General features: G+C 40.4%; 17 protein-coding genes and 1 tRNA gene. 12 read left to right on the forward strand and 6 right to left on the reverse strand.

Annotation, left to right across the window (positions count from 1 at the left end):
• The coding region (locus tag AB5754_RS04825; RefSeq protein WP_368259492.1) for an ABC transporter permease at positions 1-875 on the forward strand (875 nt) is incomplete at its 5' end.
• Between the two features lie 148 nt (positions 876-1,023).
• On the opposite strand, the gene AB5754_RS04830 is transcribed toward AB5754_RS04825, so the two are convergent.
• Positions 1,024-1,734, reverse strand: a complete 711-nt coding sequence (locus AB5754_RS04830; RefSeq protein ID WP_368251885.1) for a gamma-glutamyl-gamma-aminobutyrate hydrolase family protein — start codon at positions 1,732-1,734, stop codon at positions 1,024-1,026.
• An 18-nt stretch (positions 1,735-1,752) separates the two neighbouring features.
• Positions 1,753-2,127: a VOC family protein gene (locus AB5754_RS04835; RefSeq protein ID WP_368251886.1), complete on the reverse strand. Its 375-nt coding sequence runs from the start codon at positions 2,125-2,127 to the stop codon at positions 1,753-1,755.
• Positions 2,128-2,300: 173 nt separating this feature from the next.
• Between AB5754_RS04835 and AB5754_RS04840 the strand changes: the two genes are divergently transcribed.
• Entirely contained in the window at positions 2,301-2,738 is a 438-nt protein-coding gene (locus tag AB5754_RS04840) for an NUDIX hydrolase (protein ID WP_311832958.1), read from the forward strand.
• A 118-nt stretch (positions 2,739-2,856) separates the two neighbouring features.
• Here the strand turns inward: AB5754_RS04840 and yidA are convergent, their stop codons facing one another.
• The 3 genes from yidA to AB5754_RS04855 are packed head-to-tail and all read right to left on the reverse strand — an operon-like array spanning position 2,857 to position 5,887.
• Positions 2,857-3,669 carry a sugar-phosphatase gene (yidA, locus tag AB5754_RS04845; protein WP_368251887.1) on the reverse strand — a complete coding sequence of 271 codons (813 nt, stop codon included), beginning with the start codon at positions 3,667-3,669 and terminating at the stop codon, positions 2,857-2,859.
• 57 nt (positions 3,670-3,726) lie between these two features.
• Entirely contained in the window at positions 3,727-5,082 is a 1,356-nt protein-coding gene (locus tag AB5754_RS04850; RefSeq protein ID WP_368251888.1) for an HD domain-containing protein, read from the reverse strand.
• Positions 5,069-5,887 carry a biotin/lipoate A/B protein ligase family protein gene (locus tag AB5754_RS04855; protein WP_368251889.1) on the reverse strand — a complete coding sequence of 273 codons (819 nt, stop codon included), beginning with the start codon at positions 5,885-5,887 and terminating at the stop codon, positions 5,069-5,071. The genes AB5754_RS04850 and AB5754_RS04855 overlap by 14 nt, the downstream gene beginning before the upstream one ends.
• Positions 5,888-6,081: 194 nt before the next feature.
• Here AB5754_RS04855 and AB5754_RS04860 point away from each other — a divergent pair, with 194 nt between their 5' ends.
• The 3 genes from AB5754_RS04860 to AB5754_RS04870 all read left to right on the forward strand — a co-directional run bounded on the left by AB5754_RS04860 (position 6,082) and on the right by AB5754_RS04870 (position 8,533).
• Positions 6,082-6,516 carry a DUF1934 domain-containing protein gene (locus AB5754_RS04860; RefSeq protein ID WP_368251890.1) on the forward strand — a complete coding sequence of 145 codons (435 nt, stop codon included), beginning with the start codon at positions 6,082-6,084 and terminating at the stop codon, positions 6,514-6,516.
• A gap of 77 nt (positions 6,517-6,593) precedes the next feature.
• Positions 6,594-7,202: a DNA-directed RNA polymerase subunit delta gene (gene rpoE, locus AB5754_RS04865; protein WP_311832867.1), complete on the forward strand. Its 609-nt coding sequence runs from the start codon at positions 6,594-6,596 to the stop codon at positions 7,200-7,202.
• A 215-nt stretch (positions 7,203-7,417) separates the two neighbouring features.
• Positions 7,418-8,533 (forward strand): VanZ family protein, encoded by a 1,116-nt coding sequence (locus tag AB5754_RS04870; protein WP_368251891.1) that lies wholly within the window; start codon positions 7,418-7,420, stop codon positions 8,531-8,533.
• A gap of 554 nt (positions 8,534-9,087) precedes the next feature.
• Here AB5754_RS04870 and AB5754_RS04875 read toward each other — a convergent pair.
• Positions 9,088-9,159: transfer RNA gene (locus AB5754_RS04875), tRNA-Arg, on the reverse strand.
• Positions 9,160-9,217: 58 nt separating this feature from the next.
• On the opposite strand from AB5754_RS04875, the gene rpoN reads away from it, so the two are divergent.
• The 7 genes from rpoN to AB5754_RS04910 all read left to right on the forward strand — a co-directional run bounded on the left by rpoN (position 9,218) and on the right by AB5754_RS04910 (position 17,521).
• Positions 9,218-10,537: an RNA polymerase factor sigma-54 gene (rpoN, locus tag AB5754_RS04880; RefSeq protein WP_368251892.1), complete on the forward strand. Its 1,320-nt coding sequence runs from the start codon at positions 9,218-9,220 to the stop codon at positions 10,535-10,537.
• A gap of 179 nt (positions 10,538-10,716) precedes the next feature.
• Positions 10,717-11,808 carry a sugar-binding transcriptional regulator gene (locus tag AB5754_RS04885; protein WP_368251893.1) on the forward strand — a complete coding sequence of 364 codons (1,092 nt, stop codon included), beginning with the start codon at positions 10,717-10,719 and terminating at the stop codon, positions 11,806-11,808.
• A 41-nt stretch (positions 11,809-11,849) separates the two neighbouring features.
• On the forward strand, positions 11,850-12,851 hold the full coding sequence (gap, locus tag AB5754_RS04890; protein WP_311832871.1) for a type I glyceraldehyde-3-phosphate dehydrogenase: 1,002 nt from the start codon (positions 11,850-11,852) through the stop codon (positions 12,849-12,851).
• Positions 12,852-12,953: 102 nt separating this feature from the next.
• Positions 12,954-14,144 carry a phosphoglycerate kinase gene (pgk, locus tag AB5754_RS04895; RefSeq protein WP_311832872.1) on the forward strand — a complete coding sequence of 397 codons (1,191 nt, stop codon included), beginning with the start codon at positions 12,954-12,956 and terminating at the stop codon, positions 14,142-14,144.
• Between the two features lie 63 nt (positions 14,145-14,207).
• Positions 14,208-14,963, forward strand: coding sequence for a triose-phosphate isomerase (tpiA, locus tag AB5754_RS04900; RefSeq protein ID WP_311832873.1), 756 nt, complete (start codon positions 14,208-14,210; stop codon positions 14,961-14,963).
• 115 nt (positions 14,964-15,078) lie between these two features.
• The gene (eno, locus tag AB5754_RS04905; protein WP_311832874.1) at positions 15,079-16,383 is read left to right on the forward strand and encodes a phosphopyruvate hydratase; all 1,305 of its coding nucleotides are present in this window, start codon (positions 15,079-15,081) and stop codon (positions 16,381-16,383) included.
• A 205-nt stretch (positions 16,384-16,588) separates the two neighbouring features.
• A complete protein-coding gene (locus AB5754_RS04910) occupies positions 16,589-17,521 on the forward strand; it encodes a tyrosine-type recombinase/integrase (RefSeq protein WP_368251919.1) in 933 nt (310 codons plus the stop codon).
• The last annotated feature ends 115 nt before the right edge of the window (positions 17,522-17,636 follow it).

A 17,636-nucleotide genomic window follows, 5' to 3' on the forward strand; every position in this document is an offset into this window, starting at 1 on the left:
GTATGCAAAGAAGTACTAGAGCAACAGCGTTAGGTTTAAGTGGGGAGCAAGTGGCCCAGCTAGATGAACCGGCAGACTTCACTACTCAAAAGGTTAGTTTCGCCTCAGATGGTACAATGGACGAAAAAGCGGATTACAGCGATATTCAAAGTATGGTTGCCATGGTGGCTACGATTTTACTTTTAGTTTTTATCATGACCTATGCCAGTATCATTGCCCAAGAAATTGCTTCAGAAAAAGGGACACGGATTATGGAAATCATTTTGTCCAGTACGAAAGCCCAAACGCACTACTACGGGAAATTGGTAGGAGTGTTGTTAGTTGCTTTGACGCAAATGGTGATTTACGCTTTGATGTTTGGCATTGGCTGGCAAAAATTCAAAGATATGGAAATGGTGCAAAACGTGATTGGCGGGTTATCATTGGAAAAAGTCTTTGGCCCATTCCTGATTTTCACCGTGATTTTCGTAATGTTGGGTATTTTGATTTATTCTGTGTTGGCTGCTTTATGTGGCTCTTTGGTGAATAAGGCTGAAGATACCGCCAAAGCCATAGTACCAGTGACTTATTTATCCATGGCGGGTTACTTTATCGCTTATTTAATGGGGTTAATGGATCCTCACAGCGCCGTCTTAAAAGTTTCCTCTTATATTCCTTTCTTTTCTAGTTTCTCTATGCCGGTGCGTTTGGCCTCGGATACCGCTACTATCGGCAATGGCATCGTCTCTGTGGTAATCTTGCTAGTGGTAACATTGGTGATGATGTTCTTATCAGTAGGACTCTACAAATCAAACGTTTTAGTCTACAATGACAACGGTGTTTGGGCAGCCTTTAAACAATCTTGGGTGCTTTTGAAAAATGAACAAAAGAAATAAAGACAACACGCCAAAGCTCTTTTATAAAAAGGGCTCTGGCGTGTTTTTGTTAGAGTAAGGAAAAGTGCCACAAGTAAAATTTCATAGTACCAAATCTAACTATGTTTGGCTTTAGGAGTTGGTTCAGTCTTTACTATTGGTTGCATAATTACAATTGTTGAACAAAGAAGTCAAATATTTTTTGTTCACTCGAAATGTTTTGACAAGTTAATTCCGGATGCCACTGGACGCCAAGAATGCGTTGTTCTGGATTTTCAACAGCTTCAATTACCCCATCTGGTGCTTGGGCAATCACTTTAAGACCTTTGCCTAGCGTGTTGATTGTCTGATGATGAAAAGAATTCACTTGATAGTTTTCCGGCAAAAATTGTCCTAGTAAACTTGTGGCATCGATTTTTACGGGATGGGTGGGCTGGTTAAAGGAAGTGGGAAGTTGGACGTGTTTTAACGTTGTATCAGGACGTAAGCTTAAGTCTTGATACAAGTTTCCGCCTAAGGCCACATTTAACAGTTGCATTCCCCGACAAATGGCTAAGATGGGCTTTTGCTGTGTCAACGCTTCCTCAATTAAAGCCAGCTCAAAAGCATCCCGCACCGGATCAATGGCGCCTAGTTTTTCATGGGGTAATTCTTGGTAGCATCTAGGGTCTACGTCTTGTCCGCCAATTAACAAGAGCTTATCAATACTTGCGACATAGTCTTTTGCATCTGACTCTTGTCCAATAGGCAAAAGCCAAGGCAGCCCCCCAGCTTGTCTAATCCCTTCCACAAAATTTCGGGGAGTGTAACTTATCCAGTGGGCTTCACTGGCTTCAATCATCGTGCGTTGGTTGCTGCTAATGCCAATCCGTGGTTTCACAAGCAAACCTCCCTTACCCTATTTTTCTCGAATCACTTCAATCTTATAGCCATCAGGATCGGTAATGAAGTAATAAGAAGGGCTAGTTCCTGGCAGACCTTTTAAGTCAGTGACAGTAAAACCTGCTGCTTGATGTTTTTCGTGAAGGGCTTCTAAATCAGCAACAGCAATAGCGATGTGGCCATAGCCATCCCCTAAATCATACCCGGGATGATCATAGTTATAAGTCAATTCTAACTCATAATCATCCTCAGGCAAGGTTAAGTAAACCAAGGTAAATTTGTTTTCCGGAAAATCCCGGCGACGGCTTTCCACAAAATCGAAAGCTCCTTGATAGAATGTTAAAGAAGCCTCTAAGTCTTTGACACGGACACAAGTATGGGCCATTTTCATAAGTTCTCATCCTTTCTTCGTACACAGTGAGTAATTTAGTACAGGCAACTTGCCTATTACTTTCATCTTACCATAAGAGGAATTTTGTGGAGAAGAAATACGCTTTTTCTTGTATCAAAGGCTTTCTTTCGGTAAACTTAGGGGAAAAGCAGATAGTAGGGGGATGTTTGGGCGTGGTACCAATTTTTGGGGAAAAAGAAGTGGGAAAGAATTATCAAGATCGTTTTGGAGCTTATGTAGTAATTCCAAATCAACAGGGAGAATTGGTTTTAGTCCAAGCACCAAATGGGGCGTATTTTTTACCTGGTGGTGAAATTGAAGCCGGAGAAAATCATGTGGAAGCCATTGAGCGGGAAATGTTGGAAGAAGTCGGCTTTGAAGTAGTCTTGGGGGACTACTTTGGCGAAGCGGTGGAATACTTTTATTCTCGCCACCGGGATACTTATTTTCAACACCCGGGGTATTTTTATGCAGTGACAAGCTTTAAAAAAGTGGCAGAACCTACAGAGACCACCAATGTAATCGAGTGGCATACTCCTAAAGAAGCTTTAGCGTTATTAAAGCGGGGGAGCCATCGTTGGGCTGTCGAACAGTGGTTAAAAAAGCAGTAGCATCGAAAAAAGCAAAGATACTAAATTAAAGAACCACTACTTTTCTCAAGTTATTCTTGAGAGAGTAGTGGTTCTTTTTGATTGTGCTTCAATTGTGGGCTAGTTGCCTAGAAGAGAATTACAGTACATATTGCTCCACAACCAATGCTACGCCATCTTCATCATTTGAGGCAGTTTCTACATCGGCAGCTTCTTTAACTAAGTCAATGGCATTGGCCATGGCCACGCCGATACCCGCGTAGTCAATCATGGTTAAATCATTTTCATTATCCCCAATGGCCATTACTTCATCGGCAGTTAACTCTAAATGGCTAGCCAATTGGGCCAAAGCCACGCCTTTACTTGCTCCTGGATGAAGGACTTCCAAGTAAAATGGTGCGCTTTTGACAACCGTATAGCGTTCGCGAAAGTCAGCGGGTAGTTGTGCAATGGCAGCATCCAAAATTTCTGGTTCATCAATCATCATCAGTTTGATCATTTCCACTGGATTGCTAATCATTTCATCAGCGGTACGGTATTTAATTGGCATGTGTACCAACCAAGATTCGTGGACTGTATAAGGGCTGATGTCCCGATTGGCAGTATAAATAGCATCGTTACTGGAGACATGGAGATGGACCCCTAATTTTTGAGCCATGTATTGAATATCTACATAGTCATCTTTGGTTAAATGAGCAGAGAAAATCTCGGCTTTTGTCCCCACATTTTGGACTAGGGAACCGTTATAGGTAATCACGTAATCTTGGTCGCTTAACAAGCCTAACGCTTCCAATTCTGGTTGGACACCAGGTAGGGGACGACCGGTGCACAAGACGATTTTGACCCCTTTGTTGCGAGCAGCAATCAACGTATTTTTTACCCGCTCGGTAAGTTGGCGTTCTGAATTTACTAAGGTACCATCGATGTCGATGGCGATAAGTCGAATGGACATGTAAGAAACTCCTTTTTATGAGATTGCGAGCTAGCATGAAAGAGCACAAGCACTGAGCTATACCAACGCGCCATTGTGAATATGGGCGGCAAATGCTTGATAGGTTTCGCTAAACAAATCATAATTGTTCGAACAAGCAGGGTCAACCATTTCTTTTGGAAAATAAAAGCGATGATCCCCGGTTTTCTGCCCAGCGATAGCGGCGACTAGTTGGCTGACTTTAGAAAGTTCCACCAAGGTGCCGTCATTTTGCTGCAATTCAATTTGAGTTCGATGCACTCCAGATTTTGGTCGATAAAAGTCATAAGGTAGATCATAACTGGAATTTACCGCTGTATAATAGTGAGGATCAAAGCCTACTTCTTCCACCAAATCTTTCAAAGTAGCAATTAACGGCATTTGCGTTTCTTCATCAAAAGTAGCGGATTTCAGTGGTTTTCGATTTAACCAGCGCTTCGCCAAATCACTGAGTAAAATGTCTTGTTCGTCAGACCATTGAATAAAATAAGTGGTCAAAACACCATCATCTAATTTCAAATAATCAGCTAAAGTAAAGTCTTCTGCCAAAAAAGGAATCAAAAGCTGAGAATGCAAAGCAAAGATTTCAGGTGTTTCCTGGTAGAGTTCATGGGCCCGATTTAACAAATGTTCCAACATGACTTCCATTCCTCGAGAGACTTTATGGAAGTAGACTTGTAAATACATTTGGTAGCGACTGACAATATAGTCTTCCACTGCATGCATACCGCTGTAACTAAAAGCAATTCCCCCGGCATAGGGCCGAATCACGCGCAAAATCCGGGTCAGGTCAAAGGTGCCGTATTCTGTGCCAGTAAAGTAAGCATCCCGCAACAGATAGTCCATACGATCGGCATCAATTTGACTAGAAATCATTTGCACTACTTGAGGATTAGGGTAGTCATGGGTGATCACACTGGCTACTTGTTCAGGAAAACCTGGTGCCACCCGGTTTAAAATTTGAAAGACCTCTGTCTCTGGGCTAGTGATAATTTCTACGGTAATGGCTTCGTGATCGGTGTGGAAGATGTGTTCAAACGTATGAGAAAAAGGACCATGGCCCACATCGTGAAGCAAAGCCGCACACAAGGTCACTAAGCGTTCGTTGTCATCCCAACCCCCAGGCCCAATTTTTTCTACAGAGTAGTTTCGGGCAAAAATATCACAAATTCGGCGGGCGATTTCATAAACTCCCAGGGAATGACCAAAGCGACTGTGCTCTGCACCGTGAAAGGTGAAAGAATTTGTGCCTAATTGTTTCACTCGGCGCAAACGTTGAAACTCCTTGGAATTGATTAAATCCAAAATCACTTGATGTTGCACGTGAATATAATTGTGTACAGGATCTCGAAAGACCTTTTCTAATGGTAGTAACTGTTCTTTATAAGGAATCATAACCGTGCTCCTTTATTATTTGATTGCGCTCTTGCATGCTGGCTAAGCGTTTTTGATAGCTGGATTGATCAGGCAAATTGTTTAACCAGTCTTTCGTATCGAGAAGTGGACTTTGGGGAAATGCCGAAGCTAAACGCTGCATCACTTCTGTTACAGTCAGTCTTTCCGGTAAAAATTCTTCTAAATTTGCCATGCTGTTTGGGTTTACCTCAGGATAGCCCATGGTGCCAAAGGCTTCTTTAAGACCTGCTTGGTAAAAGTTGCGAACCAATTTTCCCCGGTTTTCTTGGTTTCCGTTCACGCTTAAATAAAGCATGATGGCCACACCTTTTTTAATTCGGCGTTGGGCAATACCGGCAATTTTTTGCCCTGCCACGGAAAGATCAAATTCCCCTGGACAATAAGAAGTTGCCACTTCACCAGGAGTAATCACAACTTCAGGAAAAGCGTCTTGGATTAAATGATACATTTTTTCATAAGCTTCATCAGTGGTAAGTTTCTGCTCTTGTAAAGGTAAAATCAATGAGACATTCAAAATTCCTGCATCGGCCACGACGCCAAGACCTCCAGAATTACGCACCACCGGGTGATAACCGGTAGCAGCTAGACTTGTTAGACCGTCAGTAAGATGGGGTAAACGGGTATCTTTCATACCTAAGATCATACCAGACTCCAATTGCCAGAAATGCAAGAAAGGTTGATTTGTCTCTCCACATGTTTCAATTAAAACATCCGTTAAGGCAAAAGGCTCAAAAAAATGAGCTTGTTTGTAAATCGGTTGGTTCAATAGCTGAATAGGTTTCATAAAAAAACTCCTTTAGTTCGGTTAGGCACTCTTATTATATACGAAAACCGCAAATAAATAACTTTCTAGGTCTGCATAAAAAAGATTGTTTGACAAAATCTGAAAATCATTGAACAATAAGAAAAAAGAACTTAAAAGAATTGCTCCTGAGTGAGGATTGCTAGCTTAGGAGGTACATAGGAAGGAGTCATTTTATGGAACTAAAAAATGGTGTGCCAGTCTCAATTAAATTGGCCACAAAAGTTACCCAACAGCGAGAAACCCAAGATTTTTATTTTGAGCTAACCGGTCAATTGGTGACCATTGGAGATACTTTGTATATCCGCTACCAAGAAGTGCAAGAAGACGGGCAAAAGATTCCCGTAACCATTAAAATTATGCCGGATGGTGGGGTACAATTAACTCGGTCTGGGGAAATGCGCATGCGCTTGAAATTCGTCTATCGGGAAATGGTAAACACTTCTTATAATACACCCTATGGCACCATGCTTTTTTCCACTTATACGAAAAATTTACGGGTTAGCTTAAAAGATCGCCCGACTTCTGGCAAATTATTAGTAGAGTACGACTTGTACATGGCTGATGAACAAATCGGCAATTATCAAATTAATCTAGATTTCACTGCTTAATTTTACGAAATAAAAATTGCTTTTTTGCCTTGGGTTTTGTATGATAAGGGGTAGACTGTGAAAGGACGTGTCCTAATTTGGAAATTAAAGTATTTGAAGGCTTGAATAAAAACGAGCTATCCATGATCGAAGTGGCTCACGCGATCTTAGAGCAAAAAGAAGATGTGATGGATTTTTCTGATCTAGTAAATCAGATTCAAACTTACCTAGGGAAATCCGATAGTGAGATTCGGGATTCATTGTCGCAGTTTTATACTGATTTAAACATTGACGGCAGTTTCATCTCCTTGGGGGAAAACCGCTGGGGCTTGCGTTCTTGGTATGCCATCGATTCCATCGATGAAGAGTTGAACCACGGTCTAGATGAGGATGAAGAAGAAGCACCTCGTAAGCGGAAACGCAAACGGGTCAATGCCTTTATCAATGACGACGAAGATGCAATCGATTATAACGATGACGATCCAGAAGACAGCGACTTAGCTGATACCGAGGATGATAAAGAATTGTACGATGATGACGATGACGACGATGATGACGAAGAAATCGCAGAATACAATTCTGATTTACAAGAAATCGGCGCCGACGAACCAACGGATGATGAAGTAGAAGTTCCTGGTGGGATTGAAGAAGACTTGTCGATTATTGATGATGACGATGACAGCTTTGACGACGAAGAAGAAGACTAATCACTACTAAAAAACCACCAACGAAAATTGGATTTTCGTTGGTGGTTTTTGTTTGGTTTAAAGGATTTAATGAAATGGGCATGGATACGATGTTTTTTAATCTCAAAACAAAGAATGCTACTCTTATTGTTTTACAGGTTTCAAATTTGCCATCTCTAAATTTTATCGCTAAAATGAGTTCACTTGATTAGTTAAGCAGTGATGGAGGGATTTTTTTGAGTGCTTATACAACACCAATTCTTACGGCTTTGTTTTTATTTCCTTTTTTAGCAGCCTTAGCAATTGTTCCTTATGGCATTTGGCAATATCGCAAGTACGGCTCAGTTTCAAAGGGAAAACTGCTGATTTTATTTAGTTTTAGCTTTTATTTATTGTGTGCTTATTTTTTGGTGATTTTACCTTTGCCAGATCCTCATGAGGTGGCCAAACTGACTACGATTCGGTATAATTTAGTGCCATTTACCGCATTGCGAGGCTTTTTGCATGAAACGGTGTTGCAGCCAACAAATCCTAGTACTTATTTGCCAGCCTTAAAGCAAAATGTTTTTTTGCAACCTTTCTTTAATTTAATGTTGACATTGCCCTTTGGTTTTTACTTGCGTTATATTTGGAATCTTTCCTTAAAAAAAGTGATTATGGCAAGTTTTTTCTTATCTCTTTTCTTTGAGTTGACCCAATTAAGCGGTTTGTATTTTATCTATCCGCGCTCGTATCGCTTATTTGATGTAGACGATTTAATTTTAAACACTAGTGGGGGGCTCTTAGGTTACTTGTTGACGCCAGTCCTTACTTGGCTGTTACCTTCCATGGAAAAACTAAATGTCGAAGCGATTAAAAAACGAGACAAGGCGAGTTTTTCCCGGCGTTTACTTGCTTTAATGGTGGATTCTATTGTATTTAATCTAATTTTTGAAATCGTGGCGCTTTTTGTACCCCAGTTTTCTTTGGAAAATTATAGTATTTATCTGATAGGTATCTTTTTTTATTTCGTGATGATACCTTATTTTTGGCAAGGAGCAACCATTGGCAAACACTTGGTGAAGATTCGCATGGAGAAAGTTGATGGTAGAAAAGCGGGTTTTGGTGCGTTGATTTTCCGTCAATTTTTACTTTTTGGTATTTCAATCTCGACGCTGCGCTTTTTACTGCCTGTAGTCTTACTAGAAATGCAGAGAGATCAAGGGCGTCATTTGGAATTTTATCTACTGGTTTTAGGAGCAATTGCCTTGTTCTTACTCTTCTTTTTGATCAATGTCTTGTTTTTACTATTTAATAAAAATCAGCGGATGTTTTATGAAAGAATGACCGGGTTAAAAGAGGTAGGTTTTTAAAGTTTTTTTGAAATGGTAAGTAAATGGAAGAATGAAGTTCAAGTTTACGATTAAACCAGCTCAGTTAGTGATATAGCAGTTAGACAGCTCGTATTGTCTAACTGCTTTTTTAAACACTTAATGATAGTGAAAGGAAGGCAAATAAGAAAGCAGTTAATCTGAGCTGATTGGCAAAGAGAAGAAGCAATCAATTTTGTTGAGTAAAAATGAAAACCGCCATACTGAATAAAAATGTTTTCTCTTCAAGGAAAGATGAAAAAAATATCAGAGTATGCTAAGATTAAAACTCTGAAATACTATTTTTACATGAAGACGTAGGAGTGTGCGAAGCTCATCTCTAAAGCGTTGATTCATACAGAACTAAAGACAAGAAGAATCTGTGTTAATGTACGGATTTTGCTGATTTAAGTGTTCATGACAGTTTTGCTCTAACCTTGGAACGTGCTAAAGTTATGACGTAAGTGATGTATCTTTTTATGTATCTCTTAAACATAAAAAAACACCTTACAAAATGTAAGGTGTCAGAATCATTGAAATATCAACGATTTAAAGGACGCGCTCTAAGGGAATCGAACCCCTGTCTCAAGAACCGGAATCTTACGTGATATCCACTACACTAAGAGCGCTCAACTGGAACATTTAATAGTGTACCTAATAATTGAAAAAAAGACAAGAGGAAATTTTATGAAATTTCAACAAAACTTTTCACAAACCCAAAAACAAACACAAAAATTGGCTTTGACTCAAAAATTACAGCAATCCATCCAAGTTCTGCAATATTCAGTGGAAGAACTGACGAACTTTGTTGACAACGCGGCTTTAGAAAATCCTTTAATTGAAGTTACTGAAGCTAACTATACATTAAATTACTCCAAACCAAAAAGTAATAATGGGGAAGAATTGAATTATCTTAATCAAATTCCTGATACCCGTATCTCATTGTTTGAGCATTTAATTGATCAGATTCATATGAATTACCGGGATACTTACTTGCGCACATTGGTTTTATTTTTAGTAGAATCCATTGATCTAAACGGCTTTTTGACTATTTCTTTGGAAGAAGCCTGTCAAAAAACCGGGGCAGATGCCATTCAAATGCTGGATGCACTCACATTGATTCAGCGATTAGACCCTGCTGGGGTAGGCGCACGGAATCTTCAAGAATGTCTTATGCTGCAAACAGAACGGGATGATCATGCTCCGGCTATCGCTTATTTGGTTTTAGAAGAGCATTTTGATCAATTGGCAGATCGAAAATGGCCAGAGATTGCCAAAGCCATTGATGTGCCCATAAAAGAAATTCAAGGAGTCTTTGATTATATTCAGACTTTGACCCCAACACCCGGTGCAAGCTTTGGTTCGACTGATGGACTTTATATTATTCCCGATGTGCAAGTGATAATAGAAGGGGAGCAACTGCAAGTTCGCTCAAATCGCCGGGGAATGCCAGAAATAAAATTTCAAGAAAATTATTTTGAACAAATGAAAAAAAGTCAAGACACGGAAGTCTTAAAGTATTTAGAAGGGAAAAAACAAGATTTTCAATGGTTGCAAAAAACCATTCAACAAAGAGGAGACACGATTTTGCGTGTAACAGAAGCAATCTTGAGACACCAACGAGCTTTCTTTTTTGATGAGCAACGGCCCATTAAGCCGTTAATTTTAAAAGACATTGCAGAAGAACTGGAAATCCATGAGTCCACGGTCAGCCGAGCGGTAAATGGCAAGTATATGGAAACTCCGATTGGCGTTTTTGAATTGAAGACCTTCTTTAGTCAAAAAGTGGGGAATCAGACGGAAGCCGGGGATGATATTTCCGCGGATACAGTGAAACAAGCCTTACAAGAAATCATCCAAGGAGAAAACAAACAAAAGCCTTATTCTGATCAGAAATTGGTAGAATTATTGAAAGCCAAATCATTTGCTATTTCTCGGCGGACGGTAGCTAAATACAGAGAAGCACTGAAAATCCCCAGCTCATCCAAAAGGAAACGTTTTGACTAAGGTAGGATAGATGAAAATGCGGCAAAAAACAGCCGCATTTTTTCTGTTATTCAATAAAAAGGTCCTGTTCGACAAGCAAAAAAAGAGGGCCTATCAGTTGCAACGACTTTCCATAGATGGTATGATTACCAATGTGAGGTCGTTGATTCCTTCCCACAGGTTAATTTTTTTTGTGGTGAATGGGTCGATTTAGGTCTATGTTGGACTATATTGGTCCCACGGAGGAATGGCACATGCTTGATGAATTAAAATTGATTGAAGCGGTCGCCCCCGATATCCTCGCCGTTTTGCAAGAACGATTTAAGATTTTGCAAAACATCTACTGGATGCAACCTATTGGTCGGCGGAATTTGGCAGAGAATCTGGAGATGACAGAGCGAATTTTACGCTCAGAAACAGACCAACTCAAAAAAATGCAGCTGATTGAAGTGAGTAAAAGTGGCATGACCCTAACTGAAAAAGGGGAAGCAGCTTACAATGGTTTAGGTAAAATTATGGACCAACTGTTTGGGATGCACCAATTAGAAAAACGCTTGGCGGATCATTTTGGCATCGCCCGTTGTGTGATTTCGGCCGGGGATAGTGACCGGCAACGGAGGATCATCGAGGAATTTGGTGATTGTCTAAATGAGGCACTGGATCTTTTACTACCTGAAGGCAATAATATTATTGCGGCAATGGGTGGTACGACCATGGCAGCTGTGGCGGAGCGCTTAACCAATTTGGAAAGCGAGAAACGACACAATTTGTTTGTTCCTGCCAGGGGCGGAATCGGTGAAGCAGTTAATCTGCAAGCTAATTCAGTTAGCTCAGTGATGGCAATACGGGCAAATGGAGATTATCGTGCTTTGTATGTACCGGAGCAATTGAGCCCGGCAACGTATCAATCTCTCTTACAAGAACCTTCTATTTTAGAAGTCTTAAATCTGATTAGTCATGCCAACTGTGTGATTCACAGTATCGGTCGTGCTTTACACATGGCCGCCAGACGCAAGATGTCAGAAGAAGAAATCCTCATGCTGAAGCAAAAAAATGCTGTAGCAGAATCATTTGGTTATTTCTTCAATGAAAAAGGTGAAGTGATTCATAAAGTGCCTAAAATTGGAATTGAGTTAAAAGAATTACAAGATATTCCGATTATTTTGGCAGTTGCGGGTGGTAAAAGTAAAGCCAAAGCGATTCAAGCTTATATGAAAAACGCACCAAAACAAACGTGGCTCATCACAGATGAAGCCGCCGCAAATGAGATTTTAAAAGGGGCAACCCTTTAAAATAAAAAATATTTTTGATTTTCATAAGGAGGAAATCTCAAATGACAGTTAAAGTAGGTATTAATGGTTTTGGACGTATCGGACGTTTAGCATTCCGTCGTATCCAAGATGTGGATGGAATCGAAGTAGTAGCAATCAACGACTTGACAGATGCAAAAATGTTGGCTGACTTGTTGAAATACGATTCAACTCAAGGTCGTTTCAACGGTACAGTTGAAGTTAACGAAGGTTCTTTCACAGTTAACGGCAACGAAATCAAAGTCTTGGCTAACCGCAACCCTGAAGAATTACCATGGGGCGAACTTGGCGTAGATATCGTTTTGGAATGTACTGGCTTCTTCACAACTAAAGAAAAAGCTGAATTGCACTTGAAAGCTGGCGCAAAACGCGTTGTTATCTCAGCTCCAGGTAGCGCTGATGTTCCTACAATCGTTTATAACGTTAACCATGAAATCTTAACTGGTGACGAAACAGTTATCTCTGGTGCTTCTTGTACTACTAACTGTCTAGCTCCTATGGCTAAAGTGTTGAACGACCAATTTGGTATCGTTGAAGGCTTGATGACAACTATTCATGCTTACACTGGCGACCAAAACACTTTGGATGCTCCACACCCTAAAGGTGACATGCGTCGTGCCCGTGCTGCTGCGATCAACATCGTTCCTAACACAACTGGTGCTGCTAAAGCAATCGGCCAAGTTATCCCTGAATTGAACGGCAAATTAGACGGTGCTGCTCAACGTGTTCCTGTACCAACTGGTTCATTAACTGAATTGGTTACTGTATTGGATAAACAAGTAACTGCTGACGAAGTAAATGCTGCTATGAAAGCTGCATCTAACGAATCTTACGGCTACAACGTTGACCCAATCGTTTCAACTGATATCGTAGGCATGACTTACGGTTCATTGTTTGACGAAACTCAAACTAAAGTTATGACAGTTGGCGACAAACAATTAGTTAAAACTGTTGCTTGGTACGACAACGAAATGTCTTACACTGCACAATTGATCCGTACTCTTGAATACTTCGCTAAACTTTAAGATTAACTCTTAAACAGCGAATTTCAAAAGTTCGACTTGAAGCGGGGAAGCGCGTCGCTTCCTCGCTTTTTTAGTAATATCCCAATATATGGAGGTAAGAACATGGCTAAAAAAACTATTGAAGATATCGATTTAAAAGATAAAAAAGTTTTGGTCCGCGTTGACTTCAACGTGCCATTGAAAGATGGCGTAATTGGCGACGACACTCGGATTAAAGCAGCTTTACCAACAATCAAGTATGTACTTGACCATGATGGCAAAGCAATCTTGTTCTCTCACCTTGGTCGTGTGAAAACAGAAGAAGACAAAGCCGGTAAATCTTTGGCTCCTGTGGCAAAACGTCTAGGTGAATTACTAGGAAAAGAAGTAACCTTCGTTCCTGAAACTCGTGGTGCTGAATTAGAAGCAGCCATTGCCAACATGAAAGACGGCGATGTTTTAGTATTTGAAAACACTCGTTTTGAAGATGTTGACGGTAAAAAAGAAAGCAAAAACGATCCTGAATTAGGCAAATACTGGGCTTCTCTAGGGGATGTCTTCGTAAACGATGCCTTTGGGACTGCACACCGGGCTCACGCTTCTAACGTTGGGATTGCTTCAACTGGTATCCCAACTGTTGCGGGCTTCTTGATGGAAAAAGAAATCAAATTCATCGGCGAAGCAGTAGAAGATCCTAAACGTCCAATGATCGCAATTTTAGGTGGCGCCAAAGTATCTGATAAAATCGGCGTTATCAAAAACTTGATTCCAAAAGCTGACAAAATTATGATCGGTGGCGGGATGACTTATACTTTCTACGCTGCAAAAGGCATGAAAATTGGGAAATCTTTAGTTGAAACTGACAAAATCGAATTGGCAAAAGAATTAATCGCGGAAGCTGGCGACAAATTAGTTTTACCAATCGACAACGTTTGTGCAGCTGAATTCTCTAACGATGTACCTACTGAAACCATCGAAGGCGAAATCGAAGGCGACGTAATGGCGCTAGATATCGGCCCTGCATCTGTGGCTTTGTTTGCTGAAACATTAGCTGGTGCGAAAACAGTTGTTTGGAACGGACCAATGGGCGTGTTCGAAATGTCTAACTTCGCTAACGGTACAATCGGTGTTTGTGAAGCAATCGCTAACCTTGAAGGCGCAACTACTATCATCGGTGGTGGGGATTCTGCAGCAGCAGCTGAACAACTTGGCTTTGCTGACAAATTCACGCACATCTCAACTGGTGGCGGTGCTTCTCTAGAACTTCTAGAAGGTAAAACATTGCCAGGTCTAGCTGCAATCAACGACAAATAATTTCTGTTGTGTTCAGCCGCTTTTGGCTGAACCACAGTTTTGTAGAAAAAAGGAGCGAACAACATGCGCAAACCAATCATCGCAGGTAACTGGAAGATGAACAAAACTTTGTCTGAAGCCAAAGCATTTACTTTGGCCGTGAAAGATGCAATCCCTTCAAAAGATGTTGTGGATTCTGTTATCGGTTCACCAGCTTTGTTCTTAGCACCAATGAACTGCAAACGGAAAGACTCTGAGCTTCAATTAGCAGCTCAAAACTGTTTCTGGGAAAATGAAGGTGCCTATACTGGTGAAACTTCACCAGCAGCTTTAGCTGACATGGGAATCGAATACGTAATCATCGGCCATTCTGAACGCCGGGAATACTTCCATGAAACAGATGAAGAAATCAATAAAAAAGCCAAAGCTATTTTTGCAAATGGCATGACTCCAATCCTTTGCTGTGGCGAAACTTTGGAAACTTACGAAGCTGGCAAAACAGCTGAATGGATTGAAGGCCAAATCACTGCAGGTTTGAAAGACTTATCTGCTGAACAAGTTTCCAGCATGGTCATTGCTTATGAACCAATCTGGGCAATCGGTACTGGTAAATCAGCTGATGCCAACATCGCAGACGAAATCTGTGGCGTTGTCCGTAAAACAGTTGAAAAACTTTATGGTAGCGAAGTTTCCGAAAAAGTTCGTATTCAATACGGCGGTTCAGTAAAACCTGAAAACATTGCCGAATACATGGCAAAAGAAAACGTAGATGGTGCTTTGGTTGGTGGCGCAAGCTTGCAACCAGACTCATTCTTAGCTTTGCTTTCAGCTGTAAAATAATCTGAAAGTCTTATGAGAATTACGTCGTTTGATTTGCGAAATGGCGCTAAATTCACTAAAATTGTTCATAGGGCCTTGTGCCTTTAGAAAAACAACTCAAAGGAGAGAGACAAACATGTCAATTATTACTGATGTTTATGCACGCGAAGTCCTAGATTCCCGTGGTAACCCAACAATCGAAGTAGAAGTTTACACAGAATCAGGTGCTTTCGGCCGTGGAATGGTTCCTTCTGGAGCATCTACAGGTGAATACGAAGCGGTTGAATTGCGTGACGGCGACAAAGCTCGTTACGGCGGCAAAGGCGTTCAAAAAGCTGTTGACAATGTTAACAACATCATCGCTGAAGCTGTTATTGGCTACGATGTTCGTGACCAAATGGCAATCGACAAAGCAATGATCGCTTTGGATGGCACTCCTAACAAAGGCAAATTAGGCGCAAACGCAATCTTAGGCGTTTCAATCGCTGTTGCCCGGGCTGCTGCTGACTACTTGGAAGTACCTTTGTACCACTACTTAGGTGGATTCAATACAAAAGTATTGCCAACTCCAATGATGAACATCATCAATGGTGGTTCTCACTCCGACGCTCCAATCGCTTTCCAAGAATTCATGATCTTACCTGTTGGCGCGAAAACTTTCAAAGAAGGTTTGCGTATGGGTGCTGAAGTCTTCCACGCATTGAAATCTTTATTGTCTGCTCGTGGTTTAGAAACTTCTGTTGGTGACGAAGGTGGTTTCGCTCCTCGTTTTGAAGGAACTGAAGATGCTGTTGAAACAATCGTAGCTGCAGTTGAAAAAGCTGGTTACAAGATTGGAGAAGATGTACGTCTTGGTTTTGACTGTGCTGCTTCTGAATTCTACGAAGATGGCGTTTACGACTATACTAAATTCGAAGGCGAAGGCGCTGCAAAACGTACTTCTGACGAACAAGTAGCTTACTTGCAAGAATTAGTTGAAAAATATCCATTCATCATCACTATTGAAGATGGTATGGACGAAAACGACTGGGATGGCTGGAAGAAACTTACTGCTGCTCTAGGCGACAAAGTTCAATTAGTTGGTGACGATTTGTTCGTTACAAACACTGAAAAATTAGAAAAAGGTATCGACATGGGCGTTGGTAACTCAATTCTAATCAAAGTTAACCAAATCGGTACATTAACTGAAACATTCAACGCAATTGAAATGGCGAAAGAAGCTGGCTACACTGCCGTTGTTTCTCACCGTTCTGGTGAAACAGAAGATTCTACAATCTCTGATATCGCTGTTGCAACTAACGCTGGCCAAATCAAGACTGGTTCATTGTCTCGTACTGACCGGATTGCTAAATACAACCAATTATTACGTATCGAAGACCAATTGGGTGACGTTGCTGAATACAAAGGCGTTAACTCTTTCTACAACTTGAAAAATAAATAAGCCATTACGCTTGTTTACTTGATTGGAAAAGCCTGTGAGGAGAAATCCTTGCAGGCTTTTTCTTATGCAGTTAGATTATTTATGAGGTATACCAATTTTTGCGTACTGCCGTTTTTCAAGTATTGCTAAGTACAAAAAGCGTCTAATTTGTCATACCTGGTGATTTAACTTTCTTCTGTTTTTCTTAAGAAAAGGGGCGTAAAAAATGCTATTTCAAGAAGGCGTAGAAGAATTTTTGTTGGATTGTCGGGTAAGAAATTTGTCTAAAAGGACGATTGAAACGTATCAATCTCAAATACGAGTTTTTAGTCGTTACATAAAATCAGAGTTCGAACTAGATAAGTTGGAAGAAATCAAGAAACCTCATGTAAAGAGCTTTATCTTGTGGATGAAGGAAGAACGGAGTGCAAATTATATTAATCAGATTTTAAAAGCTCTCAGGACCTTCTATAAGTACCTTTTTACGGAAGAATATATTGATCGTAACTTTATGCTAGATATTCAATATTTGAAATCAGAGAAACGCTTAATCAATACTTTTAACGATCAAGAGGTAGCAGCGATGATTGGATTTTACGATCATTCAGGATTTGTCAATCAACGGAATCGACTAATCATTGAAATTATGGCTGATTGTGGTCTACGTGCAGAAGAAGTCCGCTGCTTATCAAATGATAATTTTAAGGGAACTTTCTTTCAGTTAATGGGGAAAGGTCGTAAAGAACGGGTTGTTCCTATTTCGCAATATCTGCAATTGTCCATCAAAAAATACCAGAAAACAAAACGAGGTTACTTTAATAATTTGCGCAATTATCGTGAAATAGATGACTATCTTGTCGTCAATAAATCTGGTAAGAAAATAACTAATAATGTTCTTTTGGAGAAAATAGTCAAAGATGCAGCAAATGGAATTGGGGTCAGGGATGAGGTCAAGCGAAGAAGTTGTCATAGCTTAAGACATTATTATGCACAGAAACTATTGAAGAGTGGTGTCAATCTTTATACAATTAGTCGCTTATTAGGGCACTCCAATATCAAGACCACGCAAACCTATCTCAATTCCTTGAGTGATGCGGATATTTTGGAAAATACAAAAGTCACACCATTGGAACGGTTATTAAGAGAGGGGAAGATGTGATGGGGATACAGATTAAGAAGCAGTTGAAAGTAGCTACAATTAGATTGAAAAAATAAAAAAAGATAGTTATTCTTTTCCTAGGCGATTTGTTGGTTGATCACAACAAATCGTCTTT

This window comes from Enterococcus sp. 2201sp1_2201st1_C11_2201SCRN_220225 (assembly GCF_040925905.1).
GTDB lineage: Bacteria > Bacillota > Bacilli > Lactobacillales > Enterococcaceae > Enterococcus_C > Enterococcus_C asini_A.